Here is a 16199-nt window from a genome sequence, read left to right as displayed (position 1 = left end):
CTCATTATAAACTGATTTTACCAGTTTAGGCGGTTTCCCTTTATTCAGCTCTATACAAACAACCGCCGTTGTTTATAATGTAGACTTTGCATAGAGCTTATTCTCTTTCATCTCATCATACATTGCATTCTTGACCTCCTTCTACTGTATAAGTTGAACGAAGATGATTAAAGCAGCAAGGCCATCCTTTTCGGATTGCAACGGGCTTCAATCATTCGTTCAATGCCTTATATAGGATCGTTCAAGTATAGCATAAAATATTTCCCAGGAAAACATTTCCACAATCAATTTGCGTACCCTGTCCAAAGCTTTAGGATTAACAAAAACTCCTGCCCCCACAGCCTATACGTAAGCTGTAAGAGACAGAAGCTTTTGCATGTACAACCTTATTTTTTGCTCTCCAATACTTCTTGAATTTTTTTGTTGGCCGCCTCTTCGGCTTCTCTCAAGGCTGTATTTACGTCTTTTTCCCCTGCGACGACAGACGTATACGCCGTATTCAGGAATCCCGGCACTTGACTGAAATACGAGTTGAACGGATAAGGAGCAGCGGCGAATTCGAGCGGTACAGCCGCTTTCAGATTTTTTCCCGCCAGCTTAGGCACGTCTTTGCCAAGCACATCCATCAAATTGTCAATCTTGATCGGCGGTACGTACCCGAGCTTGGCAAAGTCTTTCTGGAATTCCTCGGAACCGATATACGCGGCTGCGAGAAACGCTTGATCTCGGTTTTTACTCGTGCTGGCGATGGCATAGAACGGGAGCTGCAGGCCGGGGCCCGCCTTCGGAGCTTCTTTGAACCTCGGAAGCTCGACGAGATCCCAGTTGATCGTCGTCGTATTGGCAAAATCCCAGGTGCCGGCGCTTTGCGCGGCTACCATCGCCACGTTGCCGTCCTTCCAGAAAGGGTCTACATAACTCGGGACGAATGCATTTCCGTTAATAAGATGGAACCGCGCAAAATTATCGATGATCTTTTTCCACGTGTCGTTGTTGAGCGTCGCCTTATTCGTCTTCGTATCGATGTAGCCTTGAGACAGCTGGTTGACCGGGAATAGATGGCCGTACCCTTCCTGAAAGCCCATATATTGGCGACTGCCGTCTTGCCTCGTCAGTTTGGTGGCCAAATCATAAACTTCATCCCACGTCATGCCGTCTTTAGGATAAGAGACCCCAAACTGATCGAAAATATCTTTGTTGTAAAACAACGCCGTAGAGACGGTCGCATTCGGAATACCGTATATTTCCCCTTTGCTGCCAAACATCTTCATTTGGTCCAGTACAGCCGGGTATAATTTGTTCAAATCGTATCCGTATAATTTGATCAAATCGGAAACGTCGTTCTCCAGTTTGTTGTCTGCCATTAGCGAGTAAAAGCTCGCGCCGCTTACTTTGACCAAGTCGATCGGAACACCCTGCGCGATCAATTCGGATATGGATCCTCCCCCGTTATTTTTGTTGGCGGAGTACAGCTTGAATGATAGATTAGGATATTTTTTTTGGATTTTGCTGCCGTACAGCTCCATGAATTGCTCTTGGGTATAGGTTGCGGAGTTCTCGAACACATTGATCACGACCGGCTTGGAGGTTGCTGCCGCGATTTGGGCTGCAATATCGTTCTTCGCGGGCGCAACTCCATCTCCCTGTCCCGTTGCCTCCCTCCCCGTGCCATTCCCGCTGCTGCATCCGGTAAGCGCTAACACAGCAATCGTGCTTATTACGAAGGTTGCCCGTTTTGTTCTCATTGAAAATACCCCTTTCTTCTTTGCACGTATTTGAAACGCTTCAGCTCTCGCTTTTAGCGTCCTATGTTACCATCATTAAAGCTTGGTCACTTGATCGTTTCGCGAAGAAGCGTTGCGGAAATCCGGCATCTCCATGACCCGGCCTCCATTCATGACGGACAGCTCGGACAGCAGGCCCACCGCCGTCCATTCGCAGGCATCGTATACATCGATAGCGGACGGGATCTTATGTTGGATCGCCTCGATAAAATCATGAACGATGAAATAATCTGCGCCCATATAACCCGCTCTTTTCTGCTCGGCGGTGGCGTTGCGGTACCGTTCCGGCATCAAATCGTTATAGTCGGCCAGCGGGCTCCACACGGCGTTGCCCGTCCGCTTCTCTTCGTTACAAAAATATACTTTATGTTGATCGCCCATTCCTCTCGGAGCCTCGTAACAACCTTTCGTTCCCTGTACGGTATAGTAACTGCTGTTGGTTGGCCGGTTCGATATACAGTCGAGACGCAGACGGATAAGCTTGCCGCTCTCCAACTGACACATCGTGATGGAGGTGTCTTCCTGCCGGAACTGCGGCGCCGTATGCCAGCCAGTGCCGAAACAAGCAACGCTTTTGATACGGTCGCCGCGAAACCACTGCATAATCGGGCCGAGGCTGTGCGTCGGATAAAAGTTTCCCCGCCTGCCGTATTGCCAATAGCTGCGCCACGAGGTTCGCTTTGCTTTCCGAGCGCTCGGCATCCGGCGGTTGTGCCCGTAAGCGAGATGACGAATGTTGTGCACATATTCTCCTTCAGCGTAATAAATATCGCCGAACATGCCTTGGTTAATCATGCTGCCGATCAGTTGGTTTTGCGGGATGTAACAATAATTTTCAGCCATCATGTACACTTTGCCATGCTTCTCTACCGCTTCCTTCAGCCACCACAGCTCATCCATGGTTACCCCGGCAGTCACTTCACACAACACGTGCTTCCCAGCCTCCAGCGCCTGAATCGTTTGTTGGACGTGCAGCTGCATGGGCGTCGAGATCAGGACGGCGTCTATGTCCGATTCGATCATTTCTTCGTAGATTCGGTACGTTTTCGGAATTCTCAGCTGCGCTGCCCGTTCCATCAATAATCCTTCATGCATGTCGCATAGAGCGACGACCTCGACTCCCGGAATCGAACAAAACCCGAGCATCATGCCTAAGCCTCTGTCACCGGCAATTCCTATCTTTAACGTCAATGCTGCTGCTCCTGTCTGGTGTAAGAATCAACTCCGATAGGCGCGATCCGCTCTTTGCATAACGAATACGCTTACATTTTTAAGGTGCTGTTATCCCATCCTGACTCATTAATGGTTATTTGAACACCCCTTTCTTTCAGCGGACGGAACTGAATTTTGTATGCTGAACCATATGAGTAGCGTACCACACCTTCGTTTTCCCGATATGATCTATATTGCAGCTTTTTCTTCAAAATATTGACGGATGTTGCCTTCTCCGTTCAGGAGGTGGAGCTTTGCTCTTTGCGGTATTGATCCGGGGAGATGCCGACCTGTTTTTTGAATACCCGGCTGAAATGAGCCAAGTTGTTATAGCCGACTTGATAGCAAACATCCGTTACTGAGCTGTCTTTCCGATAATAGAATAACAGCTTCGCCTGCTTGATTCTCCGGTGGCGCAAAAAATCAAATATCGTCATACCCGTCATTTCGCGGAATATTCGAGTCAAATAATATTTGCTCATATGAAGCTCGGCTTCCATCTGCTCCAGCGTGACGTTCTCCATGTAATAGTTTTCAATAAATGCGATAATGTTCTGTACGTTTCGCTCTTTTTCCGCCGACACCTTCTGGTTGTTGTCCATCTCCTCTTTGCACAAATTACTGATGAACATGAGCAAGTCGTAGAAAGCCATCAGAAAACGATTGTAATACGCCTTCTCGTCTTCCTCGTAAAACCGATTGATCCGCAGCAAAATATTGTCGCAGTCCGCAATCTGCTCCTCATTCAGACCAATCTGGAAATTGCGCAATTCGATGAACGCCTTGAGGGGGGAATCCGTACAGAAGTAAGGGTCGAACACGTGAGCAAGCTGCGGATCGAACGAAAAACGGGTTTGTATACAATTCCAATCCGATTCCGCTTGCGGACTATACGGAGTAATGCCGTTTGTAATGATCATGTCGCCCGCCTTCCAGTGTACGGTCTTATCGCCCTGCTTGTAGTCGCATTGGCCGCTGTGAATATAGTAAAAATGGTACTGGGTGCAATCATGGGGAGTAACGCATGGGGTGCTGCTTTTATAGTCGTACAGGACAAATGGAAAGTGCTGATGGGCGTGCTTCATGGACGATCACTCCCTTATGCGGTATGGTAATTTTAGACAATCGGCATTCGAGTATACTGTATCATATATCGTTTATATATACTTGATTGTGATTGTGAATTGTTTCCTTCTCATTTGACTAATATTGCTCTCTGTTGCGGCAATATGTTATGCCCTAAAGTGTTATTGGTCAAGCCGGGGAGCGGCTTTAACCTTCCAAATAAAAAAACAAAATCCCGGTCGATTGACCGGGTCATAAGTTTATGGCAGGAGCTTGTCTATCTCGTTCAAGTTTTCAGCGAAACCAACGAACACCTTGTCTTGAATGACAATGGTCGGTACGATCTGCTTTCCGGTCAGCTCCAGCACTTCTGTCGCATATTTCATATCTTCTTCGCAGTTGTATTCGATAAAAGGTATCTGTTGCTCATTGAAGTAGCGCTTGGCAAAATGGCAGTCACTGCAGGTCGGAATCGTGTAAATCTGGATCGGTTCTGTCAGATTGATTTCTGACATGGATGTTCTCCTCCTTTAAGCGACGATTTGTTTCAACTGCTCCATCGAGATTCGATCCACGAATTTGCTGAATTTCTCTTTCCCTTTCGACTGCTCCTTGTAGAAATCGATTAGCTTGGATACGACAGGTACAAGCCGATCTTCCGTTATGCCGGAGATCAGCAGCCGGCCCATCGCGGCCTTGATTCCTTTGGGCTCTCCTCCAACGTAAATATCGAACGTGTCTCGCATTTTAACGACACCGATATCTTTCAGCAATGGTTCACTCGTACCCAGCGCGCAGCCTGCGTAACCAATCTTCAATGGCGTGGGTGTCTTGATGCCGGCAATCGCACGATTCAAGATACGCGCCGTCTCCAGACCGGCTTCTTCTGCGCCTTTGCAGAAGTTGCAGGCAATCAAACTCTTGGTCGCAAACCCGGCCGGATACACTTCCAGACCGGCTCGCTCCAGTTCTTGCTGGATGGATGCTCTCTCATCAAGAGGCACTTCCACGTAAAGCTGCTTGAAGGAGGTCATTTCAATTTTGGCGTCTGAACCTGCAACCGTACCAATCTTGGCAAGCTGCTCCGGCGTGAACAGGCTTCCCCCGACTTGAAGGGCAGGCGATACCGCTAGTTTTGTCTTTTCTCCCATGATCATTCTCCCTTTGCGCTTTCGTTATTTTACATTGACGACGAACGGCACGGTGAATACTTCGCCGCCTGCTGAAATTGTCCCCAGATTTTGTGCGTCCCGCTTTGCGGAAAAGAAGTCGCGAATTTTGCATCCGGTCCGGTCGCCTTCTCATCGATCGGATGGACATGAAGATACTGATTCGCATCTTCCGAAAGAATCACGACATGACCGACCGCGCCCAAATAAGGCTGCAGGTTATCGATCCCCTTCTTCGTCTTCGCATCGCGAATGTTGAAGGTCAAGGTCACGTCTTCTTTCGGCTTGGCGGCGCTCATGATCAACTCGATTTCCTTGCCATCAACTTCTTTTACTAATTTCGTGTCAACTGCAATCGCGGCATGCTTGCCTTCCTTACCTTCTACCTTTACCCACTCGCTGAGCGTTGTATTGGCGCCGCCAGTCGGGATAAAGTCTGCAAATACCTTGTAATCACCGCCAGCCGGGAACGAAGTGTCCATATTCGCGCTTTTGTTCCGCAGCGCTTTGAAGGCGCCCACGTAGAACTGCTTGCCAATGTAAAATTGAACCGGTGTTGCCATTGTCATCTGAAACCATGGATTCATGAATAGATCCGGCATCCAGATCCAGGATAAGAACGAGAAATGACCGACCATCGACCAGAGCAGCGGCAGGGAAAGTACAGCTGAGATGAGCAATTTGCGCTTTTGTTGGGAAATGGCTTTCTCGCGATGCTCCGAAGGATTGGCTTCGTCATGCTTCGCAATCGCTTTATAGCCTAACTTCTCCACGCGCTGTTGCATGTCAGCGATAGATACATCCGCCGCGTTATATTCGACCCGTGCGGTTTCCATCGCAAAGTTAACGGAAGCGTTCGTAACGCCGGACAATTTGCCGAGACCCTTTTCAATCTTGGTCGCGCAAGCCGCGCACGTCATGCCTTCCAATTTGAAATCGACCACTTCTTTTGCCGTGCCGTAGCCGAGTTTTTTGATGGTTTCCTCCAACCGCTGGACATCGACCTTCGCCGGGTCATACGTTACGCTCGCCTTTTCCAAAGCGAAGTTTACGTTCGCGCTTGCCACGCCTTCGAGTTTGCCAAGACCCTTCTCAATCTTATTCGCGCAGGCTGCACAGGTCATGCCCGTGAGCTGCAAGGTAGTTTGATGGTTTGCTGCGATTGCTGTTGCCATCGGTGTTCACTCCTTATCTCGCCTGGGGTTGATTAAACAACGTTTGTTTTGACATGTTCTTTCTTTTTTAGCGGATTAATTTGTTCATGGTTTCTAGCATGCCGTATAATTTATAGAGTACCCTGGTACCCTATATTCAAGTTGATATAAAAAGCAGCATCATTGCTGCTTGAATGCGGCTTGACCTTTATTTCATCAGTTTATTGATCGTCGTCATTAATTCCGTTATTACTTCAGTATCCCCTTCTTGAATCCGTTCGATGACACAACTTTCCATATGATATTCAAGCAGCAGCTTCCCGACACCGTTCAATGAAGCTTGCACCGAAGCGATCTGATTCAACACATCGTCACAGTAAATATCTTTCTCAATCATCCCTTTAATGCCGCGAACCTGTCCCTCGATTCGGCTCAAACGGTTGAGCAGACCGCTCTTGGCTTTATCGGAATGATGGCTCTTGCGCCCACCTTCTCCATGAGAGCAGGAGCCCGGATCTTGCTCTATCGCTTGCTCCAAGCGTATCGTTTTTTCGCTCATGGGAATCCCTCCTTTCTTATCAGTATAACATACCCCCTACCCCTATATGAATAAAATAAATTTGTTAATTCGATGGGGCTATTAATGCGGAACCGAATCCTTGCAGGGCGCGACCAACATTAAGCGCTTCCTCGTTCCAAGCGAGTCCTGCCAGCAAGGAAGCTAACGTTAGAATGGAAATCCCCACATGAATATGCGCCGCTGACCAAATAGATCGGACATTCGACCACCGAGTAACAATAACCCGCCAAAGAAAATGACATACGCGTTGAATACCCACTGCAGACTTGCCTGCGTATAGCCGAGCGCTTCTTTAATGGCTGGCAGTGCAACGCCGATAATGGCCTCCTCCTTATGTAATGGATTATTATTTTTTGTGTCGCCGTAATTATAGTGTACCCCCCTACCCTATATTGTCAAGAACCCGGGTTGATTTAACCCAAGCATCCCAAAGTACCCAACGTAATGCAGAAAGCTTGCCGTTAATCATTTTCCATTACGAGGTTAAAATTCTATACACAAATCATGCAGAAAACCCGTCCTTGTCAATCCACCACAAGAAACCGTAATTGCCTAGTTGAGGACTTGTCGATGCGGCTATCCATTCTTGGGGAATGAGCTGCTGCCCTCCAGAACATCGATACTTTAATATTCAACTCTATTTTTCGAATTGCGAAAAATGTTTAATAATCGATTCTAATAGGACTTTTTAATCGGAATCTCTTTATCAAAAAATACGATTGATACGATTTCCTTATCATTAATAACATTTTCAAATGTTTTGATCGTAACCATTTGCTCATTTATAAAGTCACTCGAAGACAATCCGTTAAAAATGGTAGTCGTCTCGGAGGTGCCGTCTTTAAATTTTATCGTGACCGGGCAGCTATCCAAATATTCATTTTTATCAATTTCCTTTTGTTCTCCGGCGGCTTTGTTAATCTCTTTCAATGATTCACTTTCAATCTTTAATGTGATCGAAATTGGCGAGGCGGAAATCGTTTTTAATACTGCCTTATAGCCAAACATATTAATGTCTTGTTCGACTGGGTAAAGGGTAGAGTAATCCTTGAAATCCAGCTTAATATTCGTTTCCCAAGTACCCGGTATGACCGTTTCAAATATCCCCGGAAGCGGATCGGCTGCTTGCAGACCCTTTAATTTGAGCTGAACCGCTTTGCCAGCTATTGAGTTTTTGGTCATGATATTCATGATCAGGCTTATTTTATTGTCATTCGGACTTCCATCGTCTAGCACCTTAAATCCTGTACTTTGAAACTGCTGATCCGTATTCATCGTGACATCCTCAAAACGGTATCTCGCCGCATTTAAAACTGTGCCTTCCCGGGCAGTAAAGTCCATTAAAATATAGGTCAGATTACTATCGCCGATTACTTGCTTAATATTAAGAGTCCCTTTCTCGTTCTTCATCTGTTTATCAATCACATAGGCCCCGTTCGATAAATGTTCGGCTTGCTCATGATTTACCGGATTAAGAAATTTCATAAACGTTTCATCCAATCCCGCATATGCCGCTGCAAAAGCGGTTGTGGCTAAAAATAATATCAGCACGGAAGCCAATACTACGGGTCTAAAGCGTTTCGAAAGAGTATATTCCCTGTGCCTGTTATTTTCATCCTTGCTTTGCACTAAAATGTTATGAAACATCTTTTCTTTTTGTTCGGTTGTTGGCGTAAGAGCTTCAAAAAGCCGATTAATATTTTTATTACTCAAGACAATTCCCTCCCAAGTCAACTTTTAGGCGTTTGCGGCCTCTGGATAGTTGCGTTTGGATCGTGCTCTCTTTGTGTCCTAACAGCCCCGATATCTCTTTTACCGAGTACTCCTCGAAATAGTACAGATATAAAACCGTTTTGTATTTTGTAGGAAGTGAAAGCAATCTTGCAAACACCTTCCCCGATGGCTCATCGCCTGTCCAAGAAGGAACTTCCGGTAAAGCGTCTAAAGCCACGCGACGAATTTTCCACCAATTTTTAAGAACGTCTTTACAGTAATTTCTGGCGGTCACTGTCAACCATGCTTTTTCATGTTCGTGGTCATTGAAGACCATTTGAGATTTTATCAGTTTTAGAAATACAGATTGAACAGCGTCTTCTGCATCAACGGGATTTTTCAAATAGATGTAGCTCAGCCTGTAAATCAGATCTGCATGCCGTTGATATAGTTCGGCCAATTCTTTATCCGAACGCAATAAAGAATTGCTCTCCATTTTTTCGCCTCCTACATACAACACGATCAATGACTTGAAAATATCCCATTATCCGATAATAGAAATGAAAAAAATCTTCCTCTTATCATTCTAAGGAAGATTATCGCATGCTTTAACGGTTGTCATAAGCGTGAAATGTGACGCTTACTTTTACAGGTAAATGCAGCTACTGACTACAAAAAAGTGCTCCGAATCTTTGGTAGAATGGTGTTTACCACAACAACATTCTATGCGCTTTCGAAATTCAGGATAACTATTCCAGGATCTTGTTGTAGAGAGCACGAGCGATATTTCTTCCCTCCGACTGTTCAACGGAGCTCCATTGATTTATAGATTTGAAATCAGTATTATCGGATATTTGATCAATTCCGCCAATAAGACGTATCTGGGATAATTTGCGAATGATCGGATCGATGATTTGCCTTACGATTGCATTGGCAAATGCACCTCCCTGGATAACCTTGTAGGGACGGTCGAAAAATGGTGAAACCTGTTCTGTCATGACTTCGGTAATTCCTAAACGATTATGCATTTGTGCCAATAACTCGTATGCTCTACATAAGGCGTCTTCACGTTCTCTCCATGTTCCGGATGACTGAACTTTAATCAGCACCGGCAGCAACTCATTCGCACAGTCTAACTTCTTAAATGCAGTTCCAAACCATTTAGGGTACGGTGCATATTTTCGCTCCATTAGAAAACATAGGTTCATAATATCTCTAACAATTCTTGATCCGATGATGGACGATCCTAGCTCATCTCCCACATACCCGGCGCGCAATACCAAATGTTCTTCTTGCCCGATCCGATTCCAGATTGAAGCCATTGTATATAGCCATATGTCATGTGGATAGAACTGTAGCTGCTTGCGGATCGCTGTAAGATGCCCCGTATCATCACGGAAAACTTCTCCACCAATGATCTCAGCCAAGATCTGTGATGGGAACGTAAGCCAGTCTAGTAGCTCAATTCCTTTATCGATATCTATTGCTAGCTTAGATACAAGAAACTGTGCTAATGACGTAATAACAGTCTGGTTCAAATCTACCGGATACCCATAAAATTGTTGTGGACGATTGATATGCAAGATCTGGAGGATATCTTTTATTAAGTACATATCATTTCCCTGAAGTAGTAAAATGACGCGCGGGCCCCAATCATGATCCGTTGACATCTCCGTATCATATCCAAGCACTTCGCTTCCAGGACCGATCAGCGCCGAGGTGTAGCTTAAATTAGGGAAATGGTTTGCAATTATAGGTTCTACAAACTCGAATTGAAATCTCTTGCATAGTTCTATCCCTTGGATAAAGACCACTAAATCACCCCATTTCATCTAATTATTCTAAACAAACTCAATGGGTGTGGGCAAGTTCTAATCCCAAGGATTCATAGAATCGTATAGCTCGCTGAATAAGATTTCCGATTAGGAAAGGAGCAGGCCCATGTGCAAGCACATGGGCCCTCTCATATTACGCAAAGCTTTGACGGGGAGGATACGGCCGCTCCAGATCACCATACACGTCAACCAGCTTCATCAGCAGCTCGGTTTTCAAGCACGCATATTCCGGATGGTCGTAAAGATTGACAAATTCATGCGGATCTTCCGCCAAATCGTACAGCTCGCCTTCATGACGGCCAAGGAAATAATTCAATTTATAGCGATCCGTAATCAGCGTCTTCACATAAAAGGTCGGCTCCGCCCTGTTTTCCACAAGGCACCAATCCCGTTTGGACAAATGCGGTTGTTGCAAGGTCGCCCATTGGCTTACGCCCTGCATCGACCCAGGGGCCTCGATTCCGCACGCCTCCAGGATGGTCGGAGCAAGATCGACGAGACTCATTAACGAATTCGTCTTGACCCCTGCCGGCAGCGTTCCCTTCCAGCGAACGAGAAAAGGCACGCGTATAATGTCTTCATAGTGGATAGGACCTTTCAGCCATAACCCATGATTCCCCGCATAGTCGCCGTGATCCGAAGTGAAGATAATCAAGGTGTCGTCGGCGATATCCAATTGCTCAAGCTTTTCCATCATACGTCCGATATGGTGGTCGATGAGGCTGACCATCGCATAGTAGGAGGCTAGCCATTTGCGCGCCCGCTCCCGGCCGATCTTTTCATTCGTAAGGCCGAGACATTGAATGCCGCCCGTATCATGGCCCGGGTCTGCCGTTACGTTAACACCCAGCTCCTTCATCCGGTCCTCGATCAAGCACTGATGAATGCGGGGCTTGTCGGCCATTTCGCCTTCGCGCTCGTGGAAGGGAGGCATACCGGCGGGATCATACATGCTATTCCATGGCTCAGGGCATAAAAAGGCATTGTGCGGGTCCTGAAAGCTGCACCAGGCCAAAAACGGCTGGTCCTTCTCTTGCGAATCACGCCCGCCTTTCGCTGCGGCCTCGAAAAAATCGATCGTGCGATCGGCAGTCCACCGCGTATAATGCAGATGCTCGGGCAAATCCCACGAGCCTTCGCGATGTCCGCCTTTCGGGCCGAAATATTGGGCCGGATCAATCCCCTGATCGACAAGCCACGCTCCGTAATGCATGCCGTGGGAGGAATCCTCGTCGGCGTGCCCGTGCACCATCGCAACCTGATCGAAGCCGTAGTATGGACCACTCCACTCTCGCCAAAACTCGCGATTATGAATATGAGGCGGCGCCTCGAAGCTCCCGCTATTCAAGACCGGCTGGAAATGCGCCTTCCCGAACAGCCCTGTTGCATATCCCTGCTCCTTCAGCAACTGGCCTATTGTCGTACGATTTTGGTCGAGGGCAACCCCGATATTCCAGCAGCCGTGCCGGGAGGGATACTCCCCGGTGATGATCGTCGATCGGCTGGGCGAGCACACCGGATTTGCGACATATGCCCGTTCGAAGGCGATGCCGTCCTGCACGATTTTATCGAGATTGGGAGTGCGGATCGTTTCGTTGCCAAGAGCATGAATCGTATTAAAATGCTGCTGATCGGTCGTAATGATCAAAATATTCGGCTTTTTGTTCGGCACTAGTCTCGCCTCCAGACCTTTTATCCCAGATTAACCTCCTGAATGTTCGAGATTGGCACCTTCGGTTTTCGCTCCTCGGTCAACAGACCGTTCACCTCTTGCTGAACGTCCGTTAGCTGCGTGTAGCAATACCCTACGATGTACCCGGTCTGCTTGATCGCTTCATGGATACCGCGAAACCGTTCCAAGAAATCTTGCTCCGAGGCGACTTGCGTACCGTAACCCCAGCCTTTTTCGGACTCGAAGGCGATGCCGCCAAACTCGCTCACGATGATCGGTTGTCCTTTGTAGCCATAGCCGTCGGCGAACCCATATTTCCGCTCGTTGAACGCCTTCTCGTTGTTTACGATTTCGTCCTTGCTGGCAAAGTGCTTGAGAAGCACATCCTTCGTCTCGGCATAATCGTGCAGCGTCAAAATATCGGACACCGTATGCTCCCAGCCGTCGTTCGTCACGACCGGACGATTCGGATCGAACGCCTTCGTCAAATGATAGATCGATTCGGTCCATTGCTGCTGCCGGCCGTCCTTGAAAATATTCATAAGGCCCCACGATTCGTTGAACGGCACCCACGTAATGATGGAAGGATGATTATACTGCTGGCGAACAATCTCCATCCATTCCACTGTGAATTGTTGGATCGCCTGATCATTGAACTCGAAGGTAGCCGCCATTTCGGACCAGACGAGCACGCCTTTTACATCGCACCAATACAGAAATCGTGCGTCCTCAATCTTCATATGCTTCCGCACGCCGTTATAACCCATCTGCATCAGCAGATCGATATCCTCGATCAGCGCTTCCTCCGAAGGAGGAGTCAAATGGCTATCCGGCCAATAGCCTTGATCCAGGATCAAACGCTGGTAGATCGGCATATTGTTAAGCAGCACTTGGTCTTTCTCGATCGAAATTTTTCTCATGCCGAAGTAGGAGTACACCTGATCGATCAAGACATCGTCACGGTACAACCTAAATTCCACATCGTAAAGGTTCGGGTGTCTAGGCGCCCAGTAGCGGCGCTTCCACGGTCCGTTCATTTCGTGAACGAGATCTACTTCGAGCCGCAGCCAAGGGCGGTCGATCTTCAGACTCGTCTGCTTGACCTGACGGCCCTTCATCGTAATGATCGTCTCCAGACGAAGATTGCTGTCCGCGTTAATCTCGCCTTTAACCTGGTATTCAAAGCGAACGGTCGAGGCATCGAGGTCCGGCGTTACTTTGACGGCGTCCACATAGTCCCGCTCGACATATTCGAGCCACACGGACTGCCAAATGCCTGTCGTCTGCACATAGAAGCATTCGAAGTTGTCGTCTACCCAGCGCTGCTTGCCGCGCGGCTGCGTAGCGTCTTTACTGTCGATCACTTTAACGGTAAGCTCGTTCGCGGACTCGAGCCGTACGTAAGGCGCAATATCGAACGAAAAAGCAGAATAGCCGCCCTGATGGCTTCCGACATATTCGCCGTTGATCCATACCTTCGCGATATAGTCGACCGCTTGAAAATGCAGAAGAACACGCTTGCCCCGGGCTTCCGCGGGAATGTCCAGCTTTCGGTTATACCAAACGCATGGATGGTGAGATTCCTCGCCGATCCCGCTCATCTTCGTTTCATAAGTAAAGGGAACGACAATGGTCTGGTCTCCTTTAAAGCTTCGCTGCCATCCCGCTGCTTCTCCGACGTTGGCATCGTCGAAAGCGAAGCCCCACTCTCCGTTCAAATCAACCCAGTGGTCTCTCACAAACTGCGGTCTCGGGTAGTTTTTTATATATTTCATAGTTGTCATCCGGTTCCCACTCCTATTTCATGCTGTATTTTTTGGCTGCAGCCGTAAAGGGCGAAATCGTCCAAGCCGCCGATGTGCCTCGCAATCCAACGCGGCCAAGCAGAAAAGCGTTCGAGTCCGTCCAGCTTATAAGGAGCGTCTTGTCCTTGTCAGCGGCTGATTTCTAATGCGTAAATGGACGATGCTTGCAGATGACCGGTCACAAGACTGTCTGAAAACGAAAGCATGCGGATTTCGCACCCGACGTCATTCGGATGTTTGGCGGTATTGATGCACTCCATATGGTCCGCCGTAATTTCCTGCAACCGAGCGGTCCCCGTCACGGCGAAGCCGCCCAGATGGATCTCGATTTCCGTTGCTTCCAGGCTCCGGTTCACGATAAACAGTGTCAATGTATTCCTATCGGCGTTCAGACAAGCGACGACGTCCAGATTAGGCAGGTCATTCAGCTGCGGCGCATCGGGCATCGGACTGTTGACCGAGAAGCTGCCGCACTCCGTAAGACTTTCCACTACATAACGCAAGTCTTTGTTCGCATACAGCTTCATAACGTGATAGGAAGGCGTACCGTAAACCGTTAAGGAGCTGCCGCTCCCGCCCGGGACTAAGCCGCGAAACTGATCCGCAAGGAAATCCCCTACCCGGATACACCCGCCGAGCCAGCCGTTGACAAGATCGGAGAAACTGCCGATTTCGAGCAAATCGCAATTCCGCATAAATTCGTTTAAGTTTGCTGCATTCGCGACAGCCGCTTCCAGGGTATGCTCGTTAGGAAGCCCCTTGCGGATCGTATTCGGGAAGTACATCGTGTTGTACTCCGTAACGGCCAGCTTCAGGTGGGCGTAACGCTCGGATGAGCCGAATAGCTCCCTCATCTGACCGATCGATTTTCTCGTCCATTCCGGGTAAGAGACAATCGCTTTAAACCGTTCTTCTTTCGGCGTCTGACGGTTCATGCCAAAGCGGGCATAGCCGTGATACAGGTGCAAGGTTACGTAATCGATATGTTCGGCGGCTCGCTCCAGCAACGCTTCGTTCCATTCCATACGGGTGTCCCCGCATGCAAGCAGCACAATACCGGGATCGGTACGCTTCATCGCTTGGGCGAATCGGATATAACGTTCCGCGAATTGCTCGGCGCTGCAATGGCCGACCTGCCACGGCCCCCAAACCTCGTTGCCGATCTCCCAGTACTTTACGTTATAGGGCTCGACATGCCCGTTCGCGGCCCGCAGTCTGCCCATCGGCGTATTCGCATCGCCGTTGCAATATTCCACCCACTCGGCGGCCTCCTCCGGCGTTCCCGAGCCGTCGTTGACACAAATCAGCGGCTCCACCTGCAGCTCGCGGCAAAATTGAATATATTCGTCCGTGCCGAAATATTTGCTCGTCCATCCGCCCCATGCTTCATTGATGATGCAGGGCCGCTCCAGAACGGGTCCGATAGCTTGCTTCCAATGGTAGGCGCTGATATAATTTCCCGCCAGCCGCATCATACCGGCGTTTAAGTCTTTGGTCAGATCCATGACTTCTTTGCGGACATTGCCCGCGCTATCCGAGGGCAGCAAGGAAATATGGTCCAGCCAAAGCATCCCCGTAGATACATGATCCAGCCAGCGCTCATGCTCGGAAGGCACGTATATTCGGAACTCCGCCTCCTCACAATCCCGTTGCAGGACAAAACGAGACTCGTATTGCCTCCAGTTATGGCTGACCAGGTCGATCCTTGTAGAACCGAGCACCTCGTTCCTCCTGCGATCAACAATTTCAGCAAAAACAAACTTGATTTCAACCGAAGCTCTCGCGTATAGCTTCAAATTATAACCGATCTGGTCCCGCTTTACGGCAATGGCTTGACTTATACCTGCATAGGCTCCGTCATCGCTTGCGATCCGCACCAACTGGCTATGTCCCGAGTGTCTCGCCGCCGCAGGCTCTAGGGCGTAAGTCGTGCTTTTCCCGTTCGTATAAGGCCGCCAGCTTCCGGAAAGCCCGCGATACGTATGGTCCATGCTTTCAAAATCCATATCCGCCAGAGGATAGGCTAACATCGCAGACATATGGTCGCGGATGTCTTCTACAAAATGTCCAAACAAATAAGGTTGTATTTTGCCTTTGCCCACTCGCTCCGTTTTTACTTGCACCTTCGCCCTGGATGATGTCGTCGCAATCACGATCCTTTCTTTTCCGGAAGCGTTCCCACTCCATAAAATTGGGGCCTGCGTGCAGCC

General features: G+C 48.5%; 13 protein-coding genes and 1 pseudogene. All 14 read right to left on the bottom strand.

From position 1 onward, the window contains the following. Positions 1–386 precede the first annotated feature (386 nt). Positions 387–1745 carry an ABC transporter substrate-binding protein gene (locus tag ABD796_RS33795; protein WP_344916862.1) on the bottom strand — a complete coding sequence of 453 codons (1359 nt, stop codon included), beginning with the start codon at positions 1743–1745 and terminating at the stop codon, positions 387–389. A 75-nt stretch (positions 1746–1820) separates the two neighbouring features. Further along, positions 1821–2975 (bottom strand): Gfo/Idh/MocA family protein, encoded by a 1155-nt coding sequence (locus tag ABD796_RS33790; protein WP_344916860.1) that lies wholly within the window; start codon positions 2973–2975, stop codon positions 1821–1823. A 260-nt stretch (positions 2976–3235) separates the two neighbouring features. Beyond that, on the bottom strand, positions 3236–4081 hold the full coding sequence (locus ABD796_RS33785) for a helix-turn-helix domain-containing protein (RefSeq protein ID WP_344916858.1): 846 nt from the start codon (positions 4079–4081) through the stop codon (positions 3236–3238). A gap of 240 nt (positions 4082–4321) precedes the next feature. Next, positions 4322–4576: a glutaredoxin family protein gene (locus tag ABD796_RS33780; protein WP_344916856.1), complete on the bottom strand. Its 255-nt coding sequence runs from the start codon at positions 4574–4576 to the stop codon at positions 4322–4324. 15 nt (positions 4577–4591) lie between these two features. Next, on the bottom strand, positions 4592–5212 hold the full coding sequence (locus ABD796_RS33775) for a nitrite reductase (protein ID WP_344916854.1): 621 nt from the start codon (positions 5210–5212) through the stop codon (positions 4592–4594). Between the two features lie 476 nt (positions 5213–5688). Continuing rightward, positions 5689–6405 (bottom strand): annotated as a pseudogene (locus ABD796_RS33770) (heavy-metal-associated domain-containing protein); the annotation flags it as partial. A 187-nt stretch (positions 6406–6592) separates the two neighbouring features. Further along, the gene (locus ABD796_RS33765) at positions 6593–6943 is read right to left on the bottom strand and encodes a metal-sensitive transcriptional regulator (protein WP_344916852.1); all 351 of its coding nucleotides are present in this window, start codon (positions 6941–6943) and stop codon (positions 6593–6595) included. A 168-nt stretch (positions 6944–7111) separates the two neighbouring features. Next, a complete protein-coding gene (locus tag ABD796_RS35765; RefSeq protein WP_425566978.1) occupies positions 7112–7282 on the bottom strand; it encodes an MFS transporter in 171 nt (56 codons plus the stop codon). 357 nt (positions 7283–7639) lie between these two features. Further along, positions 7640–8677, bottom strand: a complete 1038-nt coding sequence (locus tag ABD796_RS33760) for a hypothetical protein (protein ID WP_344916849.1) — start codon at positions 8675–8677, stop codon at positions 7640–7642. Beyond that, positions 8670–9173 (bottom strand): RNA polymerase sigma factor, encoded by a 504-nt coding sequence (locus ABD796_RS33755; protein ID WP_344916846.1) that lies wholly within the window; start codon positions 9171–9173, stop codon positions 8670–8672. The genes ABD796_RS33760 and ABD796_RS33755 overlap by 8 nt, the downstream gene beginning before the upstream one ends. A 253-nt stretch (positions 9174–9426) precedes the next feature. Next, positions 9427–10509 carry a DUF4037 domain-containing protein gene (locus ABD796_RS33750; RefSeq protein WP_344916844.1) on the bottom strand — a complete coding sequence of 361 codons (1083 nt, stop codon included), beginning with the start codon at positions 10507–10509 and terminating at the stop codon, positions 9427–9429. Positions 10510–10645: 136 nt separating this feature from the next. Further along, complete coding sequence (locus tag ABD796_RS33745) at positions 10646–12184, bottom strand: sulfatase family protein (protein WP_344916843.1); 1539 nt, start codon at positions 12182–12184, stop codon at positions 10646–10648. 20 nt (positions 12185–12204) lie between these two features. Next, positions 12205–13968 (bottom strand): glycoside hydrolase family 2 protein, encoded by a 1764-nt coding sequence (locus ABD796_RS33740; protein ID WP_344916841.1) that lies wholly within the window; start codon positions 13966–13968, stop codon positions 12205–12207. A gap of 149 nt (positions 13969–14117) precedes the next feature. After that, positions 14118–16142 (bottom strand): alpha-L-arabinofuranosidase C-terminal domain-containing protein, encoded by a 2025-nt coding sequence (locus tag ABD796_RS33735; RefSeq protein ID WP_344916839.1) that lies wholly within the window; start codon positions 16140–16142, stop codon positions 14118–14120. Between the last annotated feature and the right edge of the window lie 57 nt (positions 16143–16199).

The organism is Paenibacillus hodogayensis, assembly GCF_039536325.1.
Taxonomy (GTDB): domain Bacteria; phylum Bacillota; class Bacilli; order Paenibacillales; family NBRC-103111; genus Paenibacillus_AB; species Paenibacillus_AB hodogayensis.
Note: the sequence above shows the minus strand (reverse complement) of the source record. Positions and strands in the feature narration are given on the sequence as shown.